Genomic DNA, 14,865 nt, shown 5'->3' on the forward strand with positions numbered 1-14,865 from the left:
AGGTAATGCCCCTTGTAATTCGCTATCAGTTACAGGTATTTCTTAGCCAGTTCTTTCAGCTCGTCTTTTGCAGCTTCGCCCAACTGAGCTACACCGCTTTCAACGAATGACAGGGCTGCTTCGAAATCAGCCACACCGGCTTTTGCTTCTACTGCTGGGGCTGCGGCGACTGCGGGTGCTACCGGTGCAACGTTATCGACTACTGCGGTGTCTACTAATGGTTCGGACATTGGGATTACCTCTGGTGTTTGAGTTTCGGCGGTGGCCGGTTTGAAATAGATGCTGATGAGCCATGCAAGAAAGCGCTTAATCATTTCTATCTGGCCTCTTCGATTTGCTTAATGCCGGATAACTGAGCGTTGCAGTTCTGCAGGTCGGTCAGCAGGAGTTCATTCCACATCACTGAAGCGCCGTAGGTTAACGGGTCACTTGGTGGCGGCGCTGGCTGGCATGGTTGCAGCAGGCTGGCCGGTATCGGCGTTACTGGCGCTGGTACGTATTGCGTTGTAGTGGCTGAGCAAGCTGCCAGAAGCGGCAGCAGGAATAAGCACCACAGCGCATTGCTCTTTCTGCAGAACCGTTTTAATAATGACTTGGCGATCCTGACTGACTGAAACATTGTCTTTCTGCTCATTCAGAGTCGCCCCGGCGATAGTGTTGAATGTGGTCACTGCGATGGCCTGAGTTTTTGTAATGAACTCGGCCTCGTTCTTTGCTTGAGTGGCCACTGAGATTTCTGATTGCTGGCTTACGGTCTTGCCGTAGTAGTGAAACGCGGCCCACATAAGGATTGCGATGAGCGCAAGTATCAGAGCAGTGAGCGCGACGGCGATTTTGTTTACCATCACTCACCCCTTCAGGCACATAGCCTTTTCTTTTTCGCGTCGGATAACTAAGCCGGGCAATTGCTTGCCGCCGCCGTATGTCCAGCGCGGGAACTGGTTGCACGCTTCAGTGAATTTGCCATCACGGAACATCCTGAACATCGTGGACTTCTGCATCTGTCCGCAACCGGCGTTGAAGGTGATCGAGGTGACTGCATCGAACTGCCCTTGATTCAGCTTCTTGCCGTTTGCGTATTTGTTCACACAGGATTCAGCCTGGAGGATGTTCTTCTCCCAGTCGGCAGCAATCTGTGCATCAGACTTCCTGACTCCAGCTTTAACGCCGTGAGTATTGCCGATGCCATCCGTTAGAACGCCAGCCGGACAAACGTATGGGTCACGCTGGCAGCTCTCTGCGTCACCGATAAGCTCAAGTCCGGGCTCGCTGGTTCTGACCTGACCGCCGCCAACAACAATGGCGATGATGGTCATCACGGCGCAGGTTCCGCCAACGACACCCTTGCGAGTTACTGAAGCCATGATTATTCCTTCGCGGTGTCGAGAACGTTTTTAATGCCCTCGGTAACTTCTGGGTACTTGCTCATTGCCGGGGTATCAGTGCGGTACTTCAACGAGTCGATAGTTGCCTGGTGTAACTCACGCTCCAGCTTCATTCGCTCATCGTCGTGCCGTCTGGCTTCTTTGATAGCGCGGTGCTTATCGAGGTATCCGAGGACGGTGATGATCAAGCCAACAACAGCCGTCGCCATATAAACACGCTCAAGAGTAATGAACCCGGCGAGGGAGGAGATCATCGTTAGCAAGGTACCTCCATTAACAAAGCCGTCTGTGTTTTGATTCATCTTCATAGTCCTACCTCCCATCGATTTCATGGGCTGTGCTGTAGTCAAAAGGTTAGAGCCGACGCCGAACGGATAGAGGGTATTTTGTCGCTGATTGGCGTGGCTCTAAAACGAAATAAGCCCCGCAATGTGCGAGGCTATAAAATTTGGGATTTGGTAAATAAACCATTTGCATTGTAATCATTTTTTGATTACAATCTTTATATCGAAACGGAACCACTAAGGAATAAAAATGAAACTCTTCCACGGCTCATTCAGCAACACCGCACCGGTTATCAAGCTTGGTGAGTTCGCGATGACTGGCGATAACGTGTTTGATGGAATTTTTGCTTCTTCTGAGTTCGAAGCTGCCAACTCACATGGTAACCACGTACACAGCTACGAAGTTTCAAACATCGCTGATAATTCTGATTTGCATGGACGCATTGAAGAAGTTGTTTCTTTCCTATCATCTCAGATTTCAGCAGAAGCCGATGTGATTGAAGCGCTGGCTAATGCAATCGCAGATGATGAAGAAACAGAAGAGTTCAACGAGTTTCTTTCTCCACGCTCATGCTCAGACTATCAAGGTGCTTTCAGCTGGGAAATGCAACGCATCCGTGGTCGTGTAGCTGCTCACCTCGGCTTTGATGCAGTCGAAATGAGCGACGAACACGGCACAAGCTACCTGATCGTTAACCCATCAATTACTGCGGAGTAAAATATGCCACTGACCGAATACATCGAATCAGCGTTTGGCGGTAACAATTCCGCTTTTGCTCGGCACATGAATGTCACCAGGCAACAAGTCACCAAATGGATCAATGACGAGTGGATTGTTGAGTCTGGAACGCTTTATGCGCCACGCCGAGTTATTCCCACCACTTAAATGCAAAAAGCCCCGCAATGTGCAAGGCTTGAAATGTGGCATCCAGTCAAGGAGTCGAACCTTGTCAGCGAGGTTTTGGAGACCTGCCATCGCCCGGCGAACCAGATATTTAAGCGTGATGGTAATCTGTAGCAGGTAGTTATTCGCGATAGCCGTGTTGACTACCGGCCTGATTCAGCGTGGTCACCACATCGGAAAGCAGTCTGTTTCACAACACGAGTGATCCGCAATGCGGTTCAATTCGTCAGGCTGCTTACCTGATATGCAGATGCAAAAAAGCCCCGACCAGTGATGATAGGGGCTTTTCTTTTATCCTTCGGCTCAACTACAAGCACCGCTCTTCGCCTTCGACGTCCGAGCATAGCTACTTTTGCATAGTTCCTCGTCGCATTCAAGCCAAATAGATAAATTATTTCTTATTATGCGGCAATTTGTAGTTTTTCATTCTCCATTTCATCCAGCATTGCAGAAAAAAGCATATCTTCAGCCGCCGTTTCGGCCCACCGAATGCGGCGGCGGGAGGATTCCAAGTCCATGCCGGTGAATGCCGTTAGCTCTTCTGAGATAAGTTGCGGTAACTTGCGGTCCCGATAGTGTCTAATGACTACTTCGCGGATCGGATTGCTTACCGATAGCGTTTTAGTAATTACGGATTCTACAAATTCAGCGTCGTCCGTTTCTTTGGCGAGAGCGATGGCGGCTGAACCTGAGTTTTGAGGAAGGAATATCTCTTTCACTTTTTTGATTAATTCATCTCCTGAGTACCCCTGCTGAGCAAGGTTTGAAAATATCACCTGGATGCGATCACCTTGGTCAGCGTTCCATTCTTGGTTCCACATCAGACGCCCTAGGATATTCATAGCGCCTCGCTCCGGCCCTTCGCTGCCTCTGTGCTTTGAACCCCAATTCATCAGCATGTAGCGTGTCCACGTTCGCTGTAGCGGAGTTATCTTTGCTGCCCCGGCGCACCACTTTCTCCGTAGCTGAGACTCACGTTCAAAACAGGCAAGTTCAATGAGCTTGTTTTTCATTTCTTTCTCCGCTTAGTTATCCGCGCCGCAGTCGGGTAACTTCCCCGATCCTTAAAATCTGGCTTAGTGGTTATAGGGGTGAAGAGGGAGAGTATTTTGGTGATGAGTGGGTTCATGATTTCCTCCAGTTATTGAGGTTCTTGTTTAATCCCTGCACCGCGCGGTATCGCAGATAAAACTGATGTGCGTTGACCATTACCTTGAAGATGGTGGTTCTTTTACGGCTCTTGATTACCTTCCAAGGCAGCCAGACGAACAGGAGCAGAAAATAGGCGATTGCTATCATCCATATGTCGAATGTCATGCTGCTTCTCCGAGTTGTTTTTTAAGCTCTCTCGCCTTCTGCCGATATTCGTCACGGATGCGTATGAAATCGTCTCGCCGGTAGTTCTTCGCAGCATGCGGACCGTTCAGCCAGTCAACCGTTTCCTGCCCCACGCGCTCTACCAGATTTTCCTCATACTGCTTGGCAACCGTCGCAGCTTTAGCGCTGTGTTTTGCTGACCCGGCATTACAGGATTTGCACTGGCGATAAGCATTTTTTTCTTCATAGCGAAGCTCTGGATGAGCACCCACAGATTTGAAGTGGCCACAATCCCATTGACCGCCGTGAAGGTCTGGAGGGTTTGTTTCGCCACAACTGATGCAGGATTGTTCATGGTCACGAAGGCGGATGAAGAGATTGAATGCTTGCTGGGCTTGTTTCTTGAAGTAGCTGTCTGGCTGGAGGTTTACTTTGCGGACTTTTAAACTTCGTCTTTCCTGCTGGGTTGTTTCCTTTCGCTGTCGTTCCTGTTGCTGTATGCGCTGCTGTCGGGCTTTAGTGGCTATTTGTACGGCATAGTCAGCCTTGTGTTCCTCGCAGCACCACCACTCATACAGGGTGGCTGGTTTGAACCGTGTTTTGCATATTTTACAGTTACGGTGATTCGGTAATTTCATCGCGATCCCCCTTGATCTGTACAATGGTCAATAGGTGACCGAATACCGCGCCGGTGTCGATGTAGTTCTGATTCCATGCCTTGGCCGGTGCTCTGGTGGGCGTATGACCGAAGAAGAACTGGCCAGCACCTGAAATGTCACCGCCGTTGCCGTCAACAATGTCGTTGAAGCGATCACGACTCCAAACTACATTCTGCTGGTCTACCATCTTGCCGAATTCGTACTCATTTTCTGGATAATCAGCATGTGCAATTACCGTTTTCTTGCCGTCGATATCGACTTCAATGACAAGCGGCAGTGTTGCTGCATATCGAATCAGAGACCGGGCGAGAATTTGCTCGTCGGGATCAAGTTGCCAGTACCAGTTTCCGCCATTGTGGAACCACAATCCGCCATCGCTGGCACCGGTCATCGTTTCGATAGCCATCTGCTCATGATTTCCCTTCACGGCTTTAAACCAAGGCTCACGCATTAATTCCAGGCACTCAATATTCTGGATGCCGCGGTCAATCAGGTCGCCAACGGAAACCAACAAGTCCTTATCTCGGTCGAAATTCAGCTCATCCAATTGAGTCATCAGCCGGTTGTAACAACCGTGCAGATCGCCCACCACGAATATTCCACGGTACTTACTGCCGTCTATCCGCTCATAAAATCCGTTACGTTCACTCATCACTCTCACTCCTCAGATGTTCAGATACCTCAACGCCGCCCATTGCCCACCAACTTGCGCAGTCTTCACAGCAATAGTTTTCGTCTGGGCTTAGTGGCTGGCCGCAGCCTTGGCAGGCTGGTTCGTCATCAGGCGGCGTTTTCATTGCAGCCCCGTCAGTTTTGCCATGATTCTTGCCATCTTGGATTCATTGCGCATGCCAACCTCACCTCTGAATAACCACTGGAATGGAATTGTCAGAAGATAAATCGGCACGAACCATAGTCTGTTGATGCGCTGCAACGGAGTGGTACCACTTCCAACATCCCATGAGTTATCGATGAGCAGGAATTCATGACCAGGAGAGTCGTCTTCACCGCAGATAATCCGAGAAATCTTCCTGGCATCTGGTATTCCTTCTCTTTCCAAATGTATCTGCAATTCCCACTGGCAGATGGTTCTTTGCCATCCGCGTTTATAAATCATGTTTCATCTCCACATGGGGTTCTGCCAGACGCTGCTCTGCCTTGGCTGATTCTTGAATTCGGGTAACAAAGCAGAGACGTACCAGCCTGTGTAATCGGCGGATAATTGCTTTGAAGTTTCGATGTTTCGGAGGGCGTACTGCTTGATGAGGTCTTCGGCTTGGCGGGTGGTCATGAGGTCGTGCTGGAACCACGTTGATTTAGCCATCAATAAGCCTCTTGTGCTGACCCCAGCCCCCACGATTAACCATCAGAACGCCGTTGACGATGGCATGCTGTTTCCCATCAAAATCGCGGGAGTATTTTTTGATAGTCGCCCGGTTGGCACTGAGTAATCTCGCCGCCTCCATCTGGTTGCCGCGAGTGGTTACCAGAATGTCGGGAATTGTTTGAATGGTTGCGATCATGCTGCCCTCAATTTTTCGTTGGTGATTGCCACGCCAGCATGCAATTCCACTGAGCGATCGCACTGATCACCCCATGCACCCCAGCCATCAATGTTGCTTCGCGAGAACAGCTCTATGCGCGGAACATCGCCGAGCAACTGAACTAATTTGTCGCGGATGATCGGTGGTTTTGCGCTGTGCTCCATTCTCGGTGCCGTGATGTGCTGACAGATTGAAGCGTCCAGACGTTCCGGCAGCTTTCCGCACACTGCAAACAGGCAGTCTTCGCTATTAGCTCGGGTCATATGCCCCATTCCGATCGCGCTATTGCCTTTGTGCTTATTGGTTTTGTGCCACGTGAAGCCTTTCATCGTCATCAGTCGGAATCCCCAAGCGTCCATCACCTTCAGTGCTTCGAGGGGTTGTGTTGGCACCCACCACATAGCCAAGAGGCAGGAGTCAGCAGCCAAGTCCCACACCGGCAACCGGCAGATATCAGGGATGGTCATCGTTTGGTATTTGTGTGCTGCGCCGCGCTCACCGTCATTGGCTTTGTCGCGGTAAGTCCAAGGCGGATCTGCATAAATCAGGCTGAATTTTTTCATTACGCTACCTGCTTAAGTTTGTTGGTTTCGCCCCACCGCTGCGCCCATTCGATAGCAAGCCGAGACTCATCACCGAACCTGACACCCTGCTCCGCCCCAAATGCGTTGATCAGCTCTATCAAATTACTGAGTTCGCCGACCGTCATCTTGCTGGTTGACTGCCCGAGCACGACAAAGCCATCACCAGCCAGATTAGGCACCACATCCTGCTTAGTCAGCGCGGCGGTGAAGATATGCTTCCACTGCTCTGTAGTGAGCTTGCGTCCATGCCAGTTAACCTGTTCGCTGATGTCAGATAAGGTCGCCCAAAGACGTGCGTTCTGTTCCAGTGAGCGGGTGCGCTCTTGGATAGTCACGATGAATGGTTTATCTGGATTAAGTGGAGTGTTGCGGAGGTGGTTTATTGCGTTACTGAGGATTTGCTCGTTGCGTAATTGGTAGGTTTGTTTGGTCATTTCGCCTTCTCGCTTTTTTAGACGACATATTCTTTCGGCGCTGCTTACGATTCAGGCCGGTTGAGACCCAGTCCCACCCGGCCCATCCGGTAGGCGAATTGCTCTGGTGATATTCTCGAAACAATTTTGGCTGCGTAGGCATCATTCACTCTCCGGTTTAGGGGCGGCGGCGAGCTGACGGATGATGCGCTTGATACCCTCAATCCGGTCATCGTCCACAGAATCCGTGGTGTCAATCCTATCGAGCATCACCAGCGCGGCATTGGCAGCGTCATTTGATGTCCAGCCATACTGCTCTGTATGGGGTGGCTGTGGGGTGTCATACAACGGTGCGCCTAATTTATCTGACCATGACTCAAACCATATGCCATCGCCATTTACTCTTGAGAAATGACCCACAGGCTTGGCCTGCTTTACTGATAAGGCTATGCGGGCGAGTGCTGCCGCTTCATCCATACTTACAAGCGCCTTCGTGCTGATATCAATCAGCCTTTCTTCGCTGAACTGCTCTAAATCGTTATTCATGGCTTGTCTCCGTACTTTTTCTCTAAGTAATCCGTCTTGTCGTCAATCCAGCGATCCATTTCCCGATGCTTAGATGCAAGCCAATCGGAAAGGTCTTCTGACCATCTTGATAGCGTTCTGGTTATTGACCACAGAGCAACTACGGGGATATACATTGACGCGTGAAAAAATCGCATTGGCTTAAGTTTCATCATGATTTTCCCTCAGTATGGAATACACTTATCGCATGCTGCCGACCAACCAATGCCGCCGCAGTGTTGGCATATGTACGGGTCAGTGCTCTCAACGATATGCTCAGGGTCAATCTCGATTGCCGCACGGGATGCCTGCCAGATGTGATAGCCCATCAGTGCTGGCAAACACATTCGCACTTCAAACTGTTCTGGCTGCCCCCACCACTTCTCAAATGCTGCCTTAGTGTCCATCACCCTGCTCCTTCGATTCATATCTCGCTGCAATTACAGCCGTAGATGCGATGACCTTGCTGAAGTTCTTGAGCCTGTCTAAGCCTTCTTTCGTTGATACGCGGTCATGCCATGACCGGTCTGTCCCTGAATAACGGTTGATGACTTCGTAATCGTCAATGGTTATTTTCATCAAAATCCCCCTTGTTTTTTGGCTGACCGGCTATCAGATTCCACAGCCTTTGCGCGGGCCTGATTCTGATCGCAATCGTAAATTGCCCCATGACGCTGCTCGACATAAACCACGCCGCCCTCACCATGCCGGTTAAGACGCAGAAGCAACTCTGTATCCTGCTGATTGGCGTTCTCTTCGTATGCGCCTTCGCGATAAATCCCAAGCCAGTAGTCGCAGTCCTGCTCAATCTGTCCGGTATCGCGTGAATCGCTGGGTAATGGGCGTTTGTTGGTCCGGCGCTCAAGGTCACGATTCAACTGCGTCAGGAGGACGACAACGCAGTCCAACTCTTTGGCAAGGTTCTTTAGCCCTTTCGTGATCATGCCGTAAGCCAAGTCGTTTCGGTCGGCCTTCTCGGCTTTCATCAGCGTCAGATAATCGACCAAAATCATTCCGACAACGCCACGCTCACGCTTGATGCGGCGGGATTCTGAAACGATATGAGATAGGGATAGTCCGGGAGTGTCGTCAATGTAAAGATTCCCGCTGCCGGCCATTTCCACACCCTTGGCCGATGCCATTGCAAAACGAGTGTCGTCATAGCCAGCGAGGTAAAAGTTATTGCTGGATACGCCAGACATCTGCGTGATTATGCGTTCTGTCAACTGCAGGTCAGGCATTTCGAGGCTGAAGGCCAGCGCGGGAAGTTGCTCAACCACGGCGCAGTTGATAGCCATCTTCACGTAGAAAGTTGTCTTACCCATCTTTGGGCGAGCGCCCACGACAAAAAGAGAGCCTTTCACGATCCGCTTAGGTTCAAGCATGGCGTCCAGTGATTCGATGCCGCTTGTGATACCTGCTGCGCTCTGGTCACCGGAGAAACGCTTTTCAACAACATCCACCCAATCTGAGAACACATCTTCGAACCGGCGCAGGCCACGAACATTGCCAGTCTTGGCGTGATCTGAAATCTGAGTGAACAATGTCTGAGCGGCTTCAAATTTCTCTTCAGCCGACATGCCGTCATTGGCGTAGAACAGCTCAGTGATTTTATTGGCTTTCTCAATCCCGTAACGCTTCATGGCTCGGTCGCGAACGATGTTGGCGTAGTTCACGATGTTTGCCGCGCTTGGTGTGTTCTTAGACAGCTCAGCCAGATACGCGAAACCGCCTACGGATTCCAGTTCACCTTTGGATTCCAGCGAGTCAGACACGGTGATCAGGTCGATTGACTTCTGCAGACGGGCGAGGCTGCGCAGTTCTTCGTAAATGATTTTGTGTGGTCGGCTGTAAAAAGATTCAGATCTGAGGGTGGAAAATACTTTCTGGCAACGGTCGCTGCCGTCATCCAACATCAGGCCGCCGAGTACGCTTTGCTCGGCGTCAATGCTGTGGGGAGGTAATACGAAATTATCGGTCATCCTTGTCTCCTTCTCGCACCAGTAGATATGTTTCGTCGTTCAGGAAATATTCCAGACCTTTTTTGTGCCAAGTTTTCCCAGATCGTGGATCTGGGTGATCTTCAAGCATCCAGCGGCAGTTGGTCGAAATATAATTCAGATAAGCTTTCCAGCTATCCAAAGTGAACGGCTGGTTGTCCATCTGGCGGGTTATTTTGCTGGCTTTTGCCCAGAACGTTTTTATCTTATTCCGGCGCGCATCACTGAGAGCCTTTATCCCCTTCGCTTCTGGAAGAATTTCTCGGTAGGCAGAAACAACGTCTTCACAACTGAATGACGGTTTTTTCTTTTCAGCTTTAACGACAACAGAGGGACTCTCTATTACGTTAGTAATAGAGTTATTAGTTAATTCTTTAGTTATGGATTTCTCTTGGATTTCCTTTGGATTAACCACCTCTTGCAGCCTTGGTACAAGCGGCTCTCCGTTGGATTTTCCTTGGATTTCCTTTGGATTAAAAATTGACTGAAATTCGTCGTATTTAACCAGAGTAATGCGGGTGAAATTGCGTCCATATGACTCTCTGGTAATCATTCCCATGCGGCAGAATGTGTCGAGAAGGCTTTTCACTTTGTTATCTGAAATACCCGTCTCAGTTACCAGCGTTGGTCTGCCAGTCAAGAACTGACCACGACCAATTACCATGTCACCGATATCTGTTTTAATCAGCTTGGATTCATAGTTTGCCTTCATGACGCAATGCAGCCATAGGTGTACTGCCTGAGAATCCTTATACAGCTTGCTGTCCATGAATTGTCTATGCATGAGGGCAAACCCCTTACCGGTTGCCTCCGGCCTTACTGTGTCTGGTTGACGGAACGCCAATACGTTACTCATGTCTTGGCTCCTTTGGTCTGTGCAGACGGAATATTTCAATCAGTCTGCGACCGAAAGAAGGATTGTCGTTGCTGATCATGACTAACTCGTCAGGCAGTGATGCCCGCTGAGGAATTCGATCAGGGGACTGGCGTGTTTTGCGTTTATTCATGAGGCCTCCGTGCCGGGTTTAATTCCATTTCGGTATTCGGCGATGATCCGGACTATTTCTTCACTGTCTTCATCAGTGATAGAAAGGAATGTGCCGTCGATAACTCTGGTCACTACTGAGTCGCAAAGCAGCTCAACGAGACGCCGGGCCTTCACAGCGCTGAATTGCGGCATAGCGTCAGACTTCGTGAGCTTCTTCTTGCCAGCGGCTTTGGCCTTAGCAAGACCTTCCGTAGCCACAGAGCCTGCCTTGGCTCCATGTTCGCGTGAGAGAGCGACAGCGGTAGTTGCTGCAACCTCCCCTGACTCAACCATCCCAATCAGAACATCGCCTGACGAAAGCAATTGCAGGTAGCTTTCGACATCACCCGTTGACCGGTGAAATGCCGCTGCGATTTCGGCTACGTTATATCCGCGATTCTTGGCCTTGTTGTACTGGGTTGCTCGTTCAATAGGGGTAACTTGCAGACTGTCGCTACTGCCTGTCTGTAGCGCTAATTCGTCAAGGTCGCTGCCAATGAAATCTTTGCATTCGATTCGTGGGATATTTATGCCCTTGGCTATGGCAAGGCCTGCGCCGGTGTAACGGTGCTGGCCATCAATTATCTTCACGCCCTGCTCTGTAACTTTGACTACGAGAGCAGGAAGGTCAGCACCGGCGATCCACAAATCACGCATTTTCTCAGCGTGCTCCATGTTCAGCGGCCTGCCCTGCTCACCTTCAACGGTATAGAGTTCTTCGTACGGAACCATGTACGTCTTCTTGACCGTCGTGCCGGTACCGTTTTTGTCCTTTTGCTTGTAATGCTGGGAAAGCGTAGCCATAATTACTCCTGTGAATTGATCCAGTATTAAAATTCAATAGTGATTTGAGAAGCCTCGTCTGTTCGTGCAGTCGGGGCTTTTTGCTTTGTGAAGATCAGCGCAACTTGCTTAGCCAGCCGGGCAAGGTCATCGTCAACTACGCCCCACTCCAGCACCGCCAGTAACATCGACATCTTCGGTATGAATGTTTCTTTCCAGCGTGTTACCTGGGATTTATCGACCCCAATTGCGGCGGCCACCTCAGTCACACCTCTTACAGCGATTTTGTTTAATAGCTGGCTCTCTATGTTGCGAGCCTTGTTGCGAGTGCTTGCGTGTTCCATACGTCATTATTCCGGTGTTGGTTAGTTGTGTGCGATAGCAGGCCGTGGGGTCTGCCACTGTTGTTAGTGCCATCCCGAAGCAGGCTGGCGGCATATTTTTAAAGAGCGAATTGCTTAGGCGGCTTTTTCTGCCGCCGTGATATATCGTTGCGGGTAAAGAATCTGCATCTCAGTAATCAAGCCTTTGAAGTACTGAGATAGCTTCTCTGCCGTTTCCAGCGAGGTAACTTGAATACCTCGTTCGATGCGGCTCAGGTTCCCAACATCCAGATCTGTGGCAATTGCTACTTCCGCGATGGTGAGTCCTTTCTCTACACGCATTTTTCTAAGTGGTGTTTGCATATCGACCTCCATTAAATGCGCTATACGCATAATATGCGATAGATAAACTTTGCGCAAGGCGCTTTGCGAGGAACGCATAAAAGGGTTTTAATTAAGCTATGAAAATAGGTGAACGCATAAGGCAGCTACGCAACGCGCGGAAGCTCACATTACAGAAATTAGCCGACATGATTGATAGCGATGTCGGGAATCTCTCACGCCTTGAGAGAGGTAAACAGGGGTTCAGTGAGCAGATGCTTCAAAAAGTTGCTGATGCCCTCTCAGTTCCTGTGGTTGAACTGTTCTCTGATGATGAGGAAGGTGATACTGTAAATAAATACAGTGTTAATTCACTTGCCAATTCTAGGAGAGATAGCGTGTATAGGGTTGATGTACTTGGCGTATCTGCCAGTGCGGGCTTTGGAAGCGGTAACGGAGATGTTGTAGAAGTGATCCGTTCTATCGAATACGTGCCTGAGTACGCCAAATCTATTTTTGGCAACCGCCCGCAGGGTTCTGTGATGCTTATTAATGTTCGCGGTGACTCAATGACTGGCACCCTTGAGCCTGGCGATCTAATCTTCGTGGATACTGAAGTCACGTTCTTTGACGGCGACGGAATCTATGTCTTTAACTTCAATGGAGACACTTTTGTTAAGCGCCTTCAGAAGGTTAAATTCGAGCTTAAAGTCATTTCTGATAACAAAACCTATGAAACATGGGCGTTGGAAAAAGAAGAAATAAACATGCTGCACGTTCAGGGAAAGGTTTTAGTAAGCCAGTCCCAACAAATCAGGAAGCATGGATGAATGTTATTAAGTCACTGTATATTTTATTAATACCCATGCTTATTACGGGATGTGACTCTCATTCAGAGGCTCCATTTGGCACTATGTGGAACGAAGGTCAGCAACAAGTTAAGTTCAGTTCTTTACCAAGCTTCCAATCTTTACCTCAGAATGACGGGAGGCTGCTTCTTTACGCCACCTCGCCACCATCAGGAAAGGTAGGCAATGGTGAATATAGATTCTATTTCAATGGTAATAAGTTGCAGCAAATCATCTATCGCTCATATGACATATCAGGGGTGAATAGTGAAAGCGAAGCAAAATCTGAATATGAAAGGCTTAAATTGGTGATGGTCAAGCAATATGGGCAGCCAGTTAGTGTCAATGAAAGTGTTTATAGTAAAGGGTTTGCTTTCTTTCCGTGCGTTAGCAATAAAGAATGCGGACAGTGGTCATCCAGCTTCATTGGTGAGTCAACGAAAGCAACGCTAAAAATTACAATGGGCAATAACGGGTATGGCTACACCGAAGACCGATCTTCTGGCTCGGTAGCGATAGAGTTCTCCCAAAAATAAGCAAACAAAAATATGAAAGCCCGCATAATGCGGGTTTTTTTACGTCTTTATACTCCCCGAGTAAAAAATAAATTCCATTCTAAAACAAACATATGCGACAACATGCACTTATTTTTATAATTATGCGTTTGACGCATTTGCGCATAACGCATATATTAAATCCATCGCGACGACACAGCGAGGCGGATCAGGAAGATGACCGCGCCGGGCCAGATGCCTAGCTGCTTCTTTAACAATTTGATTCTTCCCTGATTCGGGGAAGCCGAAGGAAAGTGCTTCGGGGTGTGGTGGGGAAGCCATCTGGAAGGGGTCAGCGTTGTCGATTTCAATCGAACGTAGCACCAGCGGTTTAGCCGAAAGAATGACTACCAACCACCACACCACCCAAGCACTTACCGAGGAAGCAAACATGAACTCAAGACAACGCAATAAACTGGCTCGTGCCATAGCGCATCGAGCAGAAGCGAACAAGGACATGCAATTTGAGAAGCGCATCGCTCTGAGCCTCTCAGGCTGTTCTGCAAGGGTATACAAAGCAACGATGACTTTACCGTTGCGCAGTAAAGAACAGGCAAGCGCAGACAATATCTGTTTGCCTGACGTGGCAATTTTCGCCGCCGGGCATCGCAAGCCAACAGAAACAATTACAGCACGCTGAGGGGTCGATATGAAAATAACGCTGACTTTAAGTGCTGATGAACTGCATCACACAGGACTTGATGAAGAAGACTTGAGGGAAGCGGCTAAAGACCTCATCGACTCTGGTATTTATTTTGATGAGATTGATGTTGCCTTAGTAATCAATGGCGCTGGCTGCACGTCAGCAACAGTAACTGCACTATGAGGTGAGAGATGAAACGGAAGATTAACGAATTCGTTGGTTGGGGTCTTGATGCCTACGGCAATGCAACGCTCTTTTGCAGTAAATGTCGCGCTGTATTTTACAGGTCAGCCAACCTATCAAAAATAATTCAGGCAAAGCGAGTTTTCGGCAAGAAGCACGCCTGCCCCACCCCGCATCATAACTAACTGAGACTTCACCCTGCGCATTTTAACGAGTGCGCATGAATGAAGATTCTATGCGGAGCCAGCCGCCGATGACCCTGGCATTACTGAATCGGGAGGCAACATGTGAACCGTAACGCTGGCGAGCGAATACGCGCCATCGCTCGCCATTACCCTTAAAGGTGATTAAGTGTAGAAGCTTTATTATCTTTTCCCTTTAGATTCTTAAAGGCAGCCTTAGCTTTTTCCAGTTCATCTAAAAAATCAAAATGAGTAAGACCGGTCTTTTGAGAAGTCACATATGCCAATGCCAATTCATCTGTCGTCATTTTATTAGGCATTACAATCTCCATTGGTAAATCGGATAT

29 protein-coding genes are annotated in these 14,865 nt (G+C 49.1%); 6 read left to right on the forward strand and 23 right to left on the reverse strand.

Features of this window, described 5'->3' with window-relative positions; translation table 11 throughout:
- Nucleotides 1-29: 29 nt before the first annotated feature.
- From ACMV8I_RS18710 to ACMV8I_RS18730, 5 genes are all read right to left on the reverse strand, one after another.
- Nucleotides 30-230, reverse strand: coding sequence for a hypothetical protein (locus ACMV8I_RS18710; protein ID WP_498866706.1), 201 nt, complete (start codon nt 228-230; stop codon nt 30-32).
- 86 nt (nt 231-316) lie between these two features.
- Nucleotides 317-529 carry an Rz1-like lysis system protein LysC gene (gene lysC, locus ACMV8I_RS18715; RefSeq protein WP_498866802.1) on the reverse strand — a complete coding sequence of 71 codons (213 nt, stop codon included), beginning with the start codon at nt 527-529 and terminating at the stop codon, nt 317-319.
- Nucleotides 426-845 carry a hypothetical protein gene (locus ACMV8I_RS18720; RefSeq protein ID WP_498866707.1) on the reverse strand — a complete coding sequence of 140 codons (420 nt, stop codon included), beginning with the start codon at nt 843-845 and terminating at the stop codon, nt 426-428. Before ACMV8I_RS18720 ends, lysC begins: the two co-directional genes overlap by 104 nt.
- Nucleotides 846-848: 3 nt before the next feature.
- A complete protein-coding gene (locus ACMV8I_RS18725) occupies nt 849-1,364 on the reverse strand; it encodes a lysozyme (RefSeq protein WP_498866708.1) in 516 nt (171 codons plus the stop codon).
- Nucleotides 1,365-1,366: 2 nt separating this feature from the next.
- Nucleotides 1,367-1,693 (reverse strand): hypothetical protein, encoded by a 327-nt coding sequence (locus ACMV8I_RS18730; protein ID WP_498866709.1) that lies wholly within the window; start codon nt 1,691-1,693, stop codon nt 1,367-1,369.
- A 226-nt stretch (nt 1,694-1,919) separates the two neighbouring features.
- Between ACMV8I_RS18730 and ACMV8I_RS18735 the strand changes: the two genes are divergently transcribed.
- Nucleotides 1,920-2,387, forward strand: coding sequence for an AcrIF11 family anti-CRISPR ADP-ribosyltransferase (locus tag ACMV8I_RS18735; RefSeq protein WP_498866710.1), 468 nt, complete (start codon nt 1,920-1,922; stop codon nt 2,385-2,387).
- A gap of 3 nt (nt 2,388-2,390) precedes the next feature.
- On the forward strand, nt 2,391-2,555 hold the full coding sequence (locus tag ACMV8I_RS18740; RefSeq protein WP_498866711.1) for a hypothetical protein: 165 nt from the start codon (nt 2,391-2,393) through the stop codon (nt 2,553-2,555).
- Nucleotides 2,556-2,974: 419 nt separating this feature from the next.
- Here ACMV8I_RS18740 and ACMV8I_RS18745 read toward each other — a convergent pair whose 3' ends face one another.
- From ACMV8I_RS18745 to ACMV8I_RS18825, 17 genes are all read right to left on the reverse strand, one after another.
- On the reverse strand, nt 2,975-3,586 hold the full coding sequence (locus ACMV8I_RS18745; protein ID WP_498866712.1) for a hypothetical protein: 612 nt from the start codon (nt 3,584-3,586) through the stop codon (nt 2,975-2,977).
- A 300-nt stretch (nt 3,587-3,886) separates the two neighbouring features.
- On the reverse strand, nt 3,887-4,528 hold the full coding sequence (locus ACMV8I_RS18750) for a recombination protein NinG (protein WP_498866713.1): 642 nt from the start codon (nt 4,526-4,528) through the stop codon (nt 3,887-3,889).
- A complete protein-coding gene (locus ACMV8I_RS18755) occupies nt 4,506-5,201 on the reverse strand; it encodes a metallophosphoesterase (protein WP_498866714.1) in 696 nt (231 codons plus the stop codon). Before ACMV8I_RS18755 ends, ACMV8I_RS18750 begins: the two co-directional genes overlap by 23 nt.
- The gene (locus ACMV8I_RS18760; protein WP_498866715.1) at nt 5,194-5,346 is read right to left on the reverse strand and encodes a protein NinF; all 153 of its coding nucleotides are present in this window, start codon (nt 5,344-5,346) and stop codon (nt 5,194-5,196) included. Before ACMV8I_RS18760 ends, ACMV8I_RS18755 begins: the two co-directional genes overlap by 8 nt.
- Nucleotides 5,343-5,666 carry a hypothetical protein gene (locus tag ACMV8I_RS18765; protein ID WP_498866716.1) on the reverse strand — a complete coding sequence of 108 codons (324 nt, stop codon included), beginning with the start codon at nt 5,664-5,666 and terminating at the stop codon, nt 5,343-5,345. Before ACMV8I_RS18765 ends, ACMV8I_RS18760 begins: the two co-directional genes overlap by 4 nt.
- A gap of 3 nt (nt 5,667-5,669) precedes the next feature.
- Nucleotides 5,670-5,873: a hypothetical protein gene (locus tag ACMV8I_RS18770; protein WP_498866717.1), complete on the reverse strand. Its 204-nt coding sequence runs from the start codon at nt 5,871-5,873 to the stop codon at nt 5,670-5,672.
- Nucleotides 5,866-6,072: a protein ninH gene (locus tag ACMV8I_RS18775; RefSeq protein WP_498866718.1), complete on the reverse strand. Its 207-nt coding sequence runs from the start codon at nt 6,070-6,072 to the stop codon at nt 5,866-5,868. The genes ACMV8I_RS18770 and ACMV8I_RS18775 overlap by 8 nt, the downstream gene beginning before the upstream one ends.
- On the reverse strand, nt 6,069-6,656 hold the full coding sequence (locus ACMV8I_RS18780; RefSeq protein WP_498866719.1) for an MT-A70 family methyltransferase: 588 nt from the start codon (nt 6,654-6,656) through the stop codon (nt 6,069-6,071). The genes ACMV8I_RS18775 and ACMV8I_RS18780 overlap by 4 nt, the downstream gene beginning before the upstream one ends.
- The gene (locus ACMV8I_RS18785; protein ID WP_498866720.1) at nt 6,656-7,111 is read right to left on the reverse strand and encodes a recombination protein NinB; all 456 of its coding nucleotides are present in this window, start codon (nt 7,109-7,111) and stop codon (nt 6,656-6,658) included. Before ACMV8I_RS18785 ends, ACMV8I_RS18780 begins: the two co-directional genes overlap by 1 nt.
- 141 nt (nt 7,112-7,252) lie before the next feature.
- Nucleotides 7,253-7,636, reverse strand: coding sequence for a hypothetical protein (locus ACMV8I_RS18790; protein WP_498866721.1), 384 nt, complete (start codon nt 7,634-7,636; stop codon nt 7,253-7,255).
- A 203-nt stretch (nt 7,637-7,839) separates the two neighbouring features.
- A complete protein-coding gene (locus ACMV8I_RS18795; protein WP_498866722.1) occupies nt 7,840-8,061 on the reverse strand; it encodes a phiTE_015 family protein in 222 nt (73 codons plus the stop codon).
- Entirely contained in the window at nt 8,051-8,233 is a 183-nt protein-coding gene (locus tag ACMV8I_RS18800; protein WP_498866723.1) for a hypothetical protein, read from the reverse strand. Before ACMV8I_RS18800 ends, ACMV8I_RS18795 begins: the two co-directional genes overlap by 11 nt.
- Nucleotides 8,233-9,636 carry a DnaB-like helicase C-terminal domain-containing protein gene (locus tag ACMV8I_RS18805; RefSeq protein WP_498866724.1) on the reverse strand — a complete coding sequence of 468 codons (1,404 nt, stop codon included), beginning with the start codon at nt 9,634-9,636 and terminating at the stop codon, nt 8,233-8,235. The genes ACMV8I_RS18800 and ACMV8I_RS18805 overlap by 1 nt, the downstream gene beginning before the upstream one ends.
- The gene (locus ACMV8I_RS18810) at nt 9,626-10,510 is read right to left on the reverse strand and encodes a DNA replication protein (protein ID WP_498866725.1); all 885 of its coding nucleotides are present in this window, start codon (nt 10,508-10,510) and stop codon (nt 9,626-9,628) included. Before ACMV8I_RS18810 ends, ACMV8I_RS18805 begins: the two co-directional genes overlap by 11 nt.
- A gap of 147 nt (nt 10,511-10,657) precedes the next feature.
- Nucleotides 10,658-11,485 carry a ParB/RepB/Spo0J family partition protein gene (locus ACMV8I_RS18815; protein ID WP_498866726.1) on the reverse strand — a complete coding sequence of 276 codons (828 nt, stop codon included), beginning with the start codon at nt 11,483-11,485 and terminating at the stop codon, nt 10,658-10,660.
- Between the two features lie 26 nt (nt 11,486-11,511).
- Nucleotides 11,512-11,808, reverse strand: a complete 297-nt coding sequence (locus ACMV8I_RS18820; RefSeq protein WP_498866727.1) for a CII family transcriptional regulator — start codon at nt 11,806-11,808, stop codon at nt 11,512-11,514.
- 114 nt (nt 11,809-11,922) lie between these two features.
- A complete protein-coding gene (locus ACMV8I_RS18825) occupies nt 11,923-12,150 on the reverse strand; it encodes a helix-turn-helix domain-containing protein (protein ID WP_498866728.1) in 228 nt (75 codons plus the stop codon).
- Nucleotides 12,151-12,248: 98 nt separating this feature from the next.
- On the opposite strand from ACMV8I_RS18825, the gene ACMV8I_RS18830 reads away from it, so the two are divergent.
- The 4 genes from ACMV8I_RS18830 (at nt 12,249) to ACMV8I_RS18845 (ending at nt 14,336) form a co-directional block, all read left to right on the forward strand.
- On the forward strand, nt 12,249-12,938 hold the full coding sequence (locus ACMV8I_RS18830; protein ID WP_498866729.1) for an XRE family transcriptional regulator: 690 nt from the start codon (nt 12,249-12,251) through the stop codon (nt 12,936-12,938).
- Entirely contained in the window at nt 12,935-13,492 is a 558-nt protein-coding gene (locus ACMV8I_RS18835) for a hypothetical protein (protein ID WP_498866730.1), read from the forward strand. Before ACMV8I_RS18830 ends, ACMV8I_RS18835 begins: the two co-directional genes overlap by 4 nt.
- Nucleotides 13,493-13,808: 316 nt before the next feature.
- On the forward strand, nt 13,809-14,150 hold the full coding sequence (locus ACMV8I_RS18840) for a transcriptional antitermination N peptide (RefSeq protein ID WP_498866731.1): 342 nt from the start codon (nt 13,809-13,811) through the stop codon (nt 14,148-14,150).
- Between the two features lie 9 nt (nt 14,151-14,159).
- Nucleotides 14,160-14,336, forward strand: a complete 177-nt coding sequence (locus ACMV8I_RS18845; protein WP_498866732.1) for a hypothetical protein — start codon at nt 14,160-14,162, stop codon at nt 14,334-14,336.
- A gap of 337 nt (nt 14,337-14,673) precedes the next feature.
- Here ACMV8I_RS18845 and ACMV8I_RS18850 read toward each other — a convergent pair whose 3' ends face one another.
- The gene (locus ACMV8I_RS18850; RefSeq protein WP_498866733.1) at nt 14,674-14,838 is read right to left on the reverse strand and encodes a hypothetical protein; all 165 of its coding nucleotides are present in this window, start codon (nt 14,836-14,838) and stop codon (nt 14,674-14,676) included.
- Nucleotides 14,839-14,865: the final 27 nt, after the last annotated feature.

Origin of the sequence: Ewingella sp. S1.OA.A_B6 (genome assembly GCF_049889095.1) — a bacterium.
GTDB lineage: Bacteria > Pseudomonadota > Gammaproteobacteria > Enterobacterales > Enterobacteriaceae > Ewingella.

Excerpts from the sequence above, each read along its gene's own strand:
- ACMV8I_RS18710 (WP_498866706.1), bottom strand. The coding sequence starts at position 230 with ATGTCCGAACCATTAGTAGACACCGCAGTAGTCGATAACGTTGCACCG.
- ACMV8I_RS18720 (WP_498866707.1), bottom strand. The coding sequence starts at position 845 with ATGGTAAACAAAATCGCCGTCGCGCTCACTGCTCTGATACTTGCGCTC.
- ACMV8I_RS18725 (WP_498866708.1), bottom strand. The coding sequence starts at position 1,364 with ATGGCTTCAGTAACTCGCAAGGGTGTCGTTGGCGGAACCTGCGCCGTG.
- ACMV8I_RS18730 (WP_498866709.1), bottom strand. The coding sequence starts at position 1,693 with ATGAAGATGAATCAAAACACAGACGGCTTTGTTAATGGAGGTACCTTG.
- ACMV8I_RS18735 (WP_498866710.1), top strand. The coding sequence starts at position 1,920 with ATGAAACTCTTCCACGGCTCATTCAGCAACACCGCACCGGTTATCAAG.
- ACMV8I_RS18740 (WP_498866711.1), top strand. The coding sequence starts at position 2,391 with ATGCCACTGACCGAATACATCGAATCAGCGTTTGGCGGTAACAATTCC.
- ACMV8I_RS18745 (WP_498866712.1), bottom strand. The coding sequence starts at position 3,586 with ATGAAAAACAAGCTCATTGAACTTGCCTGTTTTGAACGTGAGTCTCAG.
- ACMV8I_RS18750 (WP_498866713.1), bottom strand. The coding sequence starts at position 4,528 with ATGAAATTACCGAATCACCGTAACTGTAAAATATGCAAAACACGGTTC.
- ACMV8I_RS18755 (WP_498866714.1), bottom strand. The coding sequence starts at position 5,201 with ATGAGTGAACGTAACGGATTTTATGAGCGGATAGACGGCAGTAAGTAC.
- ACMV8I_RS18760 (WP_498866715.1), bottom strand. The coding sequence starts at position 5,346 with ATGAAAACGCCGCCTGATGACGAACCAGCCTGCCAAGGCTGCGGCCAG.
- ACMV8I_RS18765 (WP_498866716.1), bottom strand. The coding sequence starts at position 5,666 with ATGATTTATAAACGCGGATGGCAAAGAACCATCTGCCAGTGGGAATTG.
- ACMV8I_RS18770 (WP_498866717.1), bottom strand. The coding sequence starts at position 5,873 with ATGGCTAAATCAACGTGGTTCCAGCACGACCTCATGACCACCCGCCAA.
- ACMV8I_RS18775 (WP_498866718.1), bottom strand. The coding sequence starts at position 6,072 with ATGATCGCAACCATTCAAACAATTCCCGACATTCTGGTAACCACTCGC.
- ACMV8I_RS18780 (WP_498866719.1), bottom strand. The coding sequence starts at position 6,656 with ATGAAAAAATTCAGCCTGATTTATGCAGATCCGCCTTGGACTTACCGC.
- ACMV8I_RS18785 (WP_498866720.1), bottom strand. The coding sequence starts at position 7,111 with ATGACCAAACAAACCTACCAATTACGCAACGAGCAAATCCTCAGTAAC.
- ACMV8I_RS18790 (WP_498866721.1), bottom strand. The coding sequence starts at position 7,636 with ATGAATAACGATTTAGAGCAGTTCAGCGAAGAAAGGCTGATTGATATC.
- ACMV8I_RS18795 (WP_498866722.1), bottom strand. The coding sequence starts at position 8,061 with ATGGACACTAAGGCAGCATTTGAGAAGTGGTGGGGGCAGCCAGAACAG.
- ACMV8I_RS18800 (WP_498866723.1), bottom strand. The coding sequence starts at position 8,233 with ATGAAAATAACCATTGACGATTACGAAGTCATCAACCGTTATTCAGGG.
- ACMV8I_RS18805 (WP_498866724.1), bottom strand. The coding sequence starts at position 9,636 with ATGACCGATAATTTCGTATTACCTCCCCACAGCATTGACGCCGAGCAA.
- ACMV8I_RS18810 (WP_498866725.1), bottom strand. The coding sequence starts at position 10,510 with ATGAGTAACGTATTGGCGTTCCGTCAACCAGACACAGTAAGGCCGGAG.
- ACMV8I_RS18815 (WP_498866726.1), bottom strand. The coding sequence starts at position 11,485 with ATGGCTACGCTTTCCCAGCATTACAAGCAAAAGGACAAAAACGGTACC.
- ACMV8I_RS18820 (WP_498866727.1), bottom strand. The coding sequence starts at position 11,808 with ATGGAACACGCAAGCACTCGCAACAAGGCTCGCAACATAGAGAGCCAG.
- ACMV8I_RS18825 (WP_498866728.1), bottom strand. The coding sequence starts at position 12,150 with ATGCAAACACCACTTAGAAAAATGCGTGTAGAGAAAGGACTCACCATC.
- ACMV8I_RS18830 (WP_498866729.1), top strand. The coding sequence starts at position 12,249 with ATGAAAATAGGTGAACGCATAAGGCAGCTACGCAACGCGCGGAAGCTC.
- ACMV8I_RS18835 (WP_498866730.1), top strand. The coding sequence starts at position 12,935 with ATGAATGTTATTAAGTCACTGTATATTTTATTAATACCCATGCTTATT.
- ACMV8I_RS18845 (WP_498866732.1), top strand. The coding sequence starts at position 14,160 with ATGAAAATAACGCTGACTTTAAGTGCTGATGAACTGCATCACACAGGA.
- ACMV8I_RS18850 (WP_498866733.1), bottom strand. The coding sequence starts at position 14,838 with ATGCCTAATAAAATGACGACAGATGAATTGGCATTGGCATATGTGACT.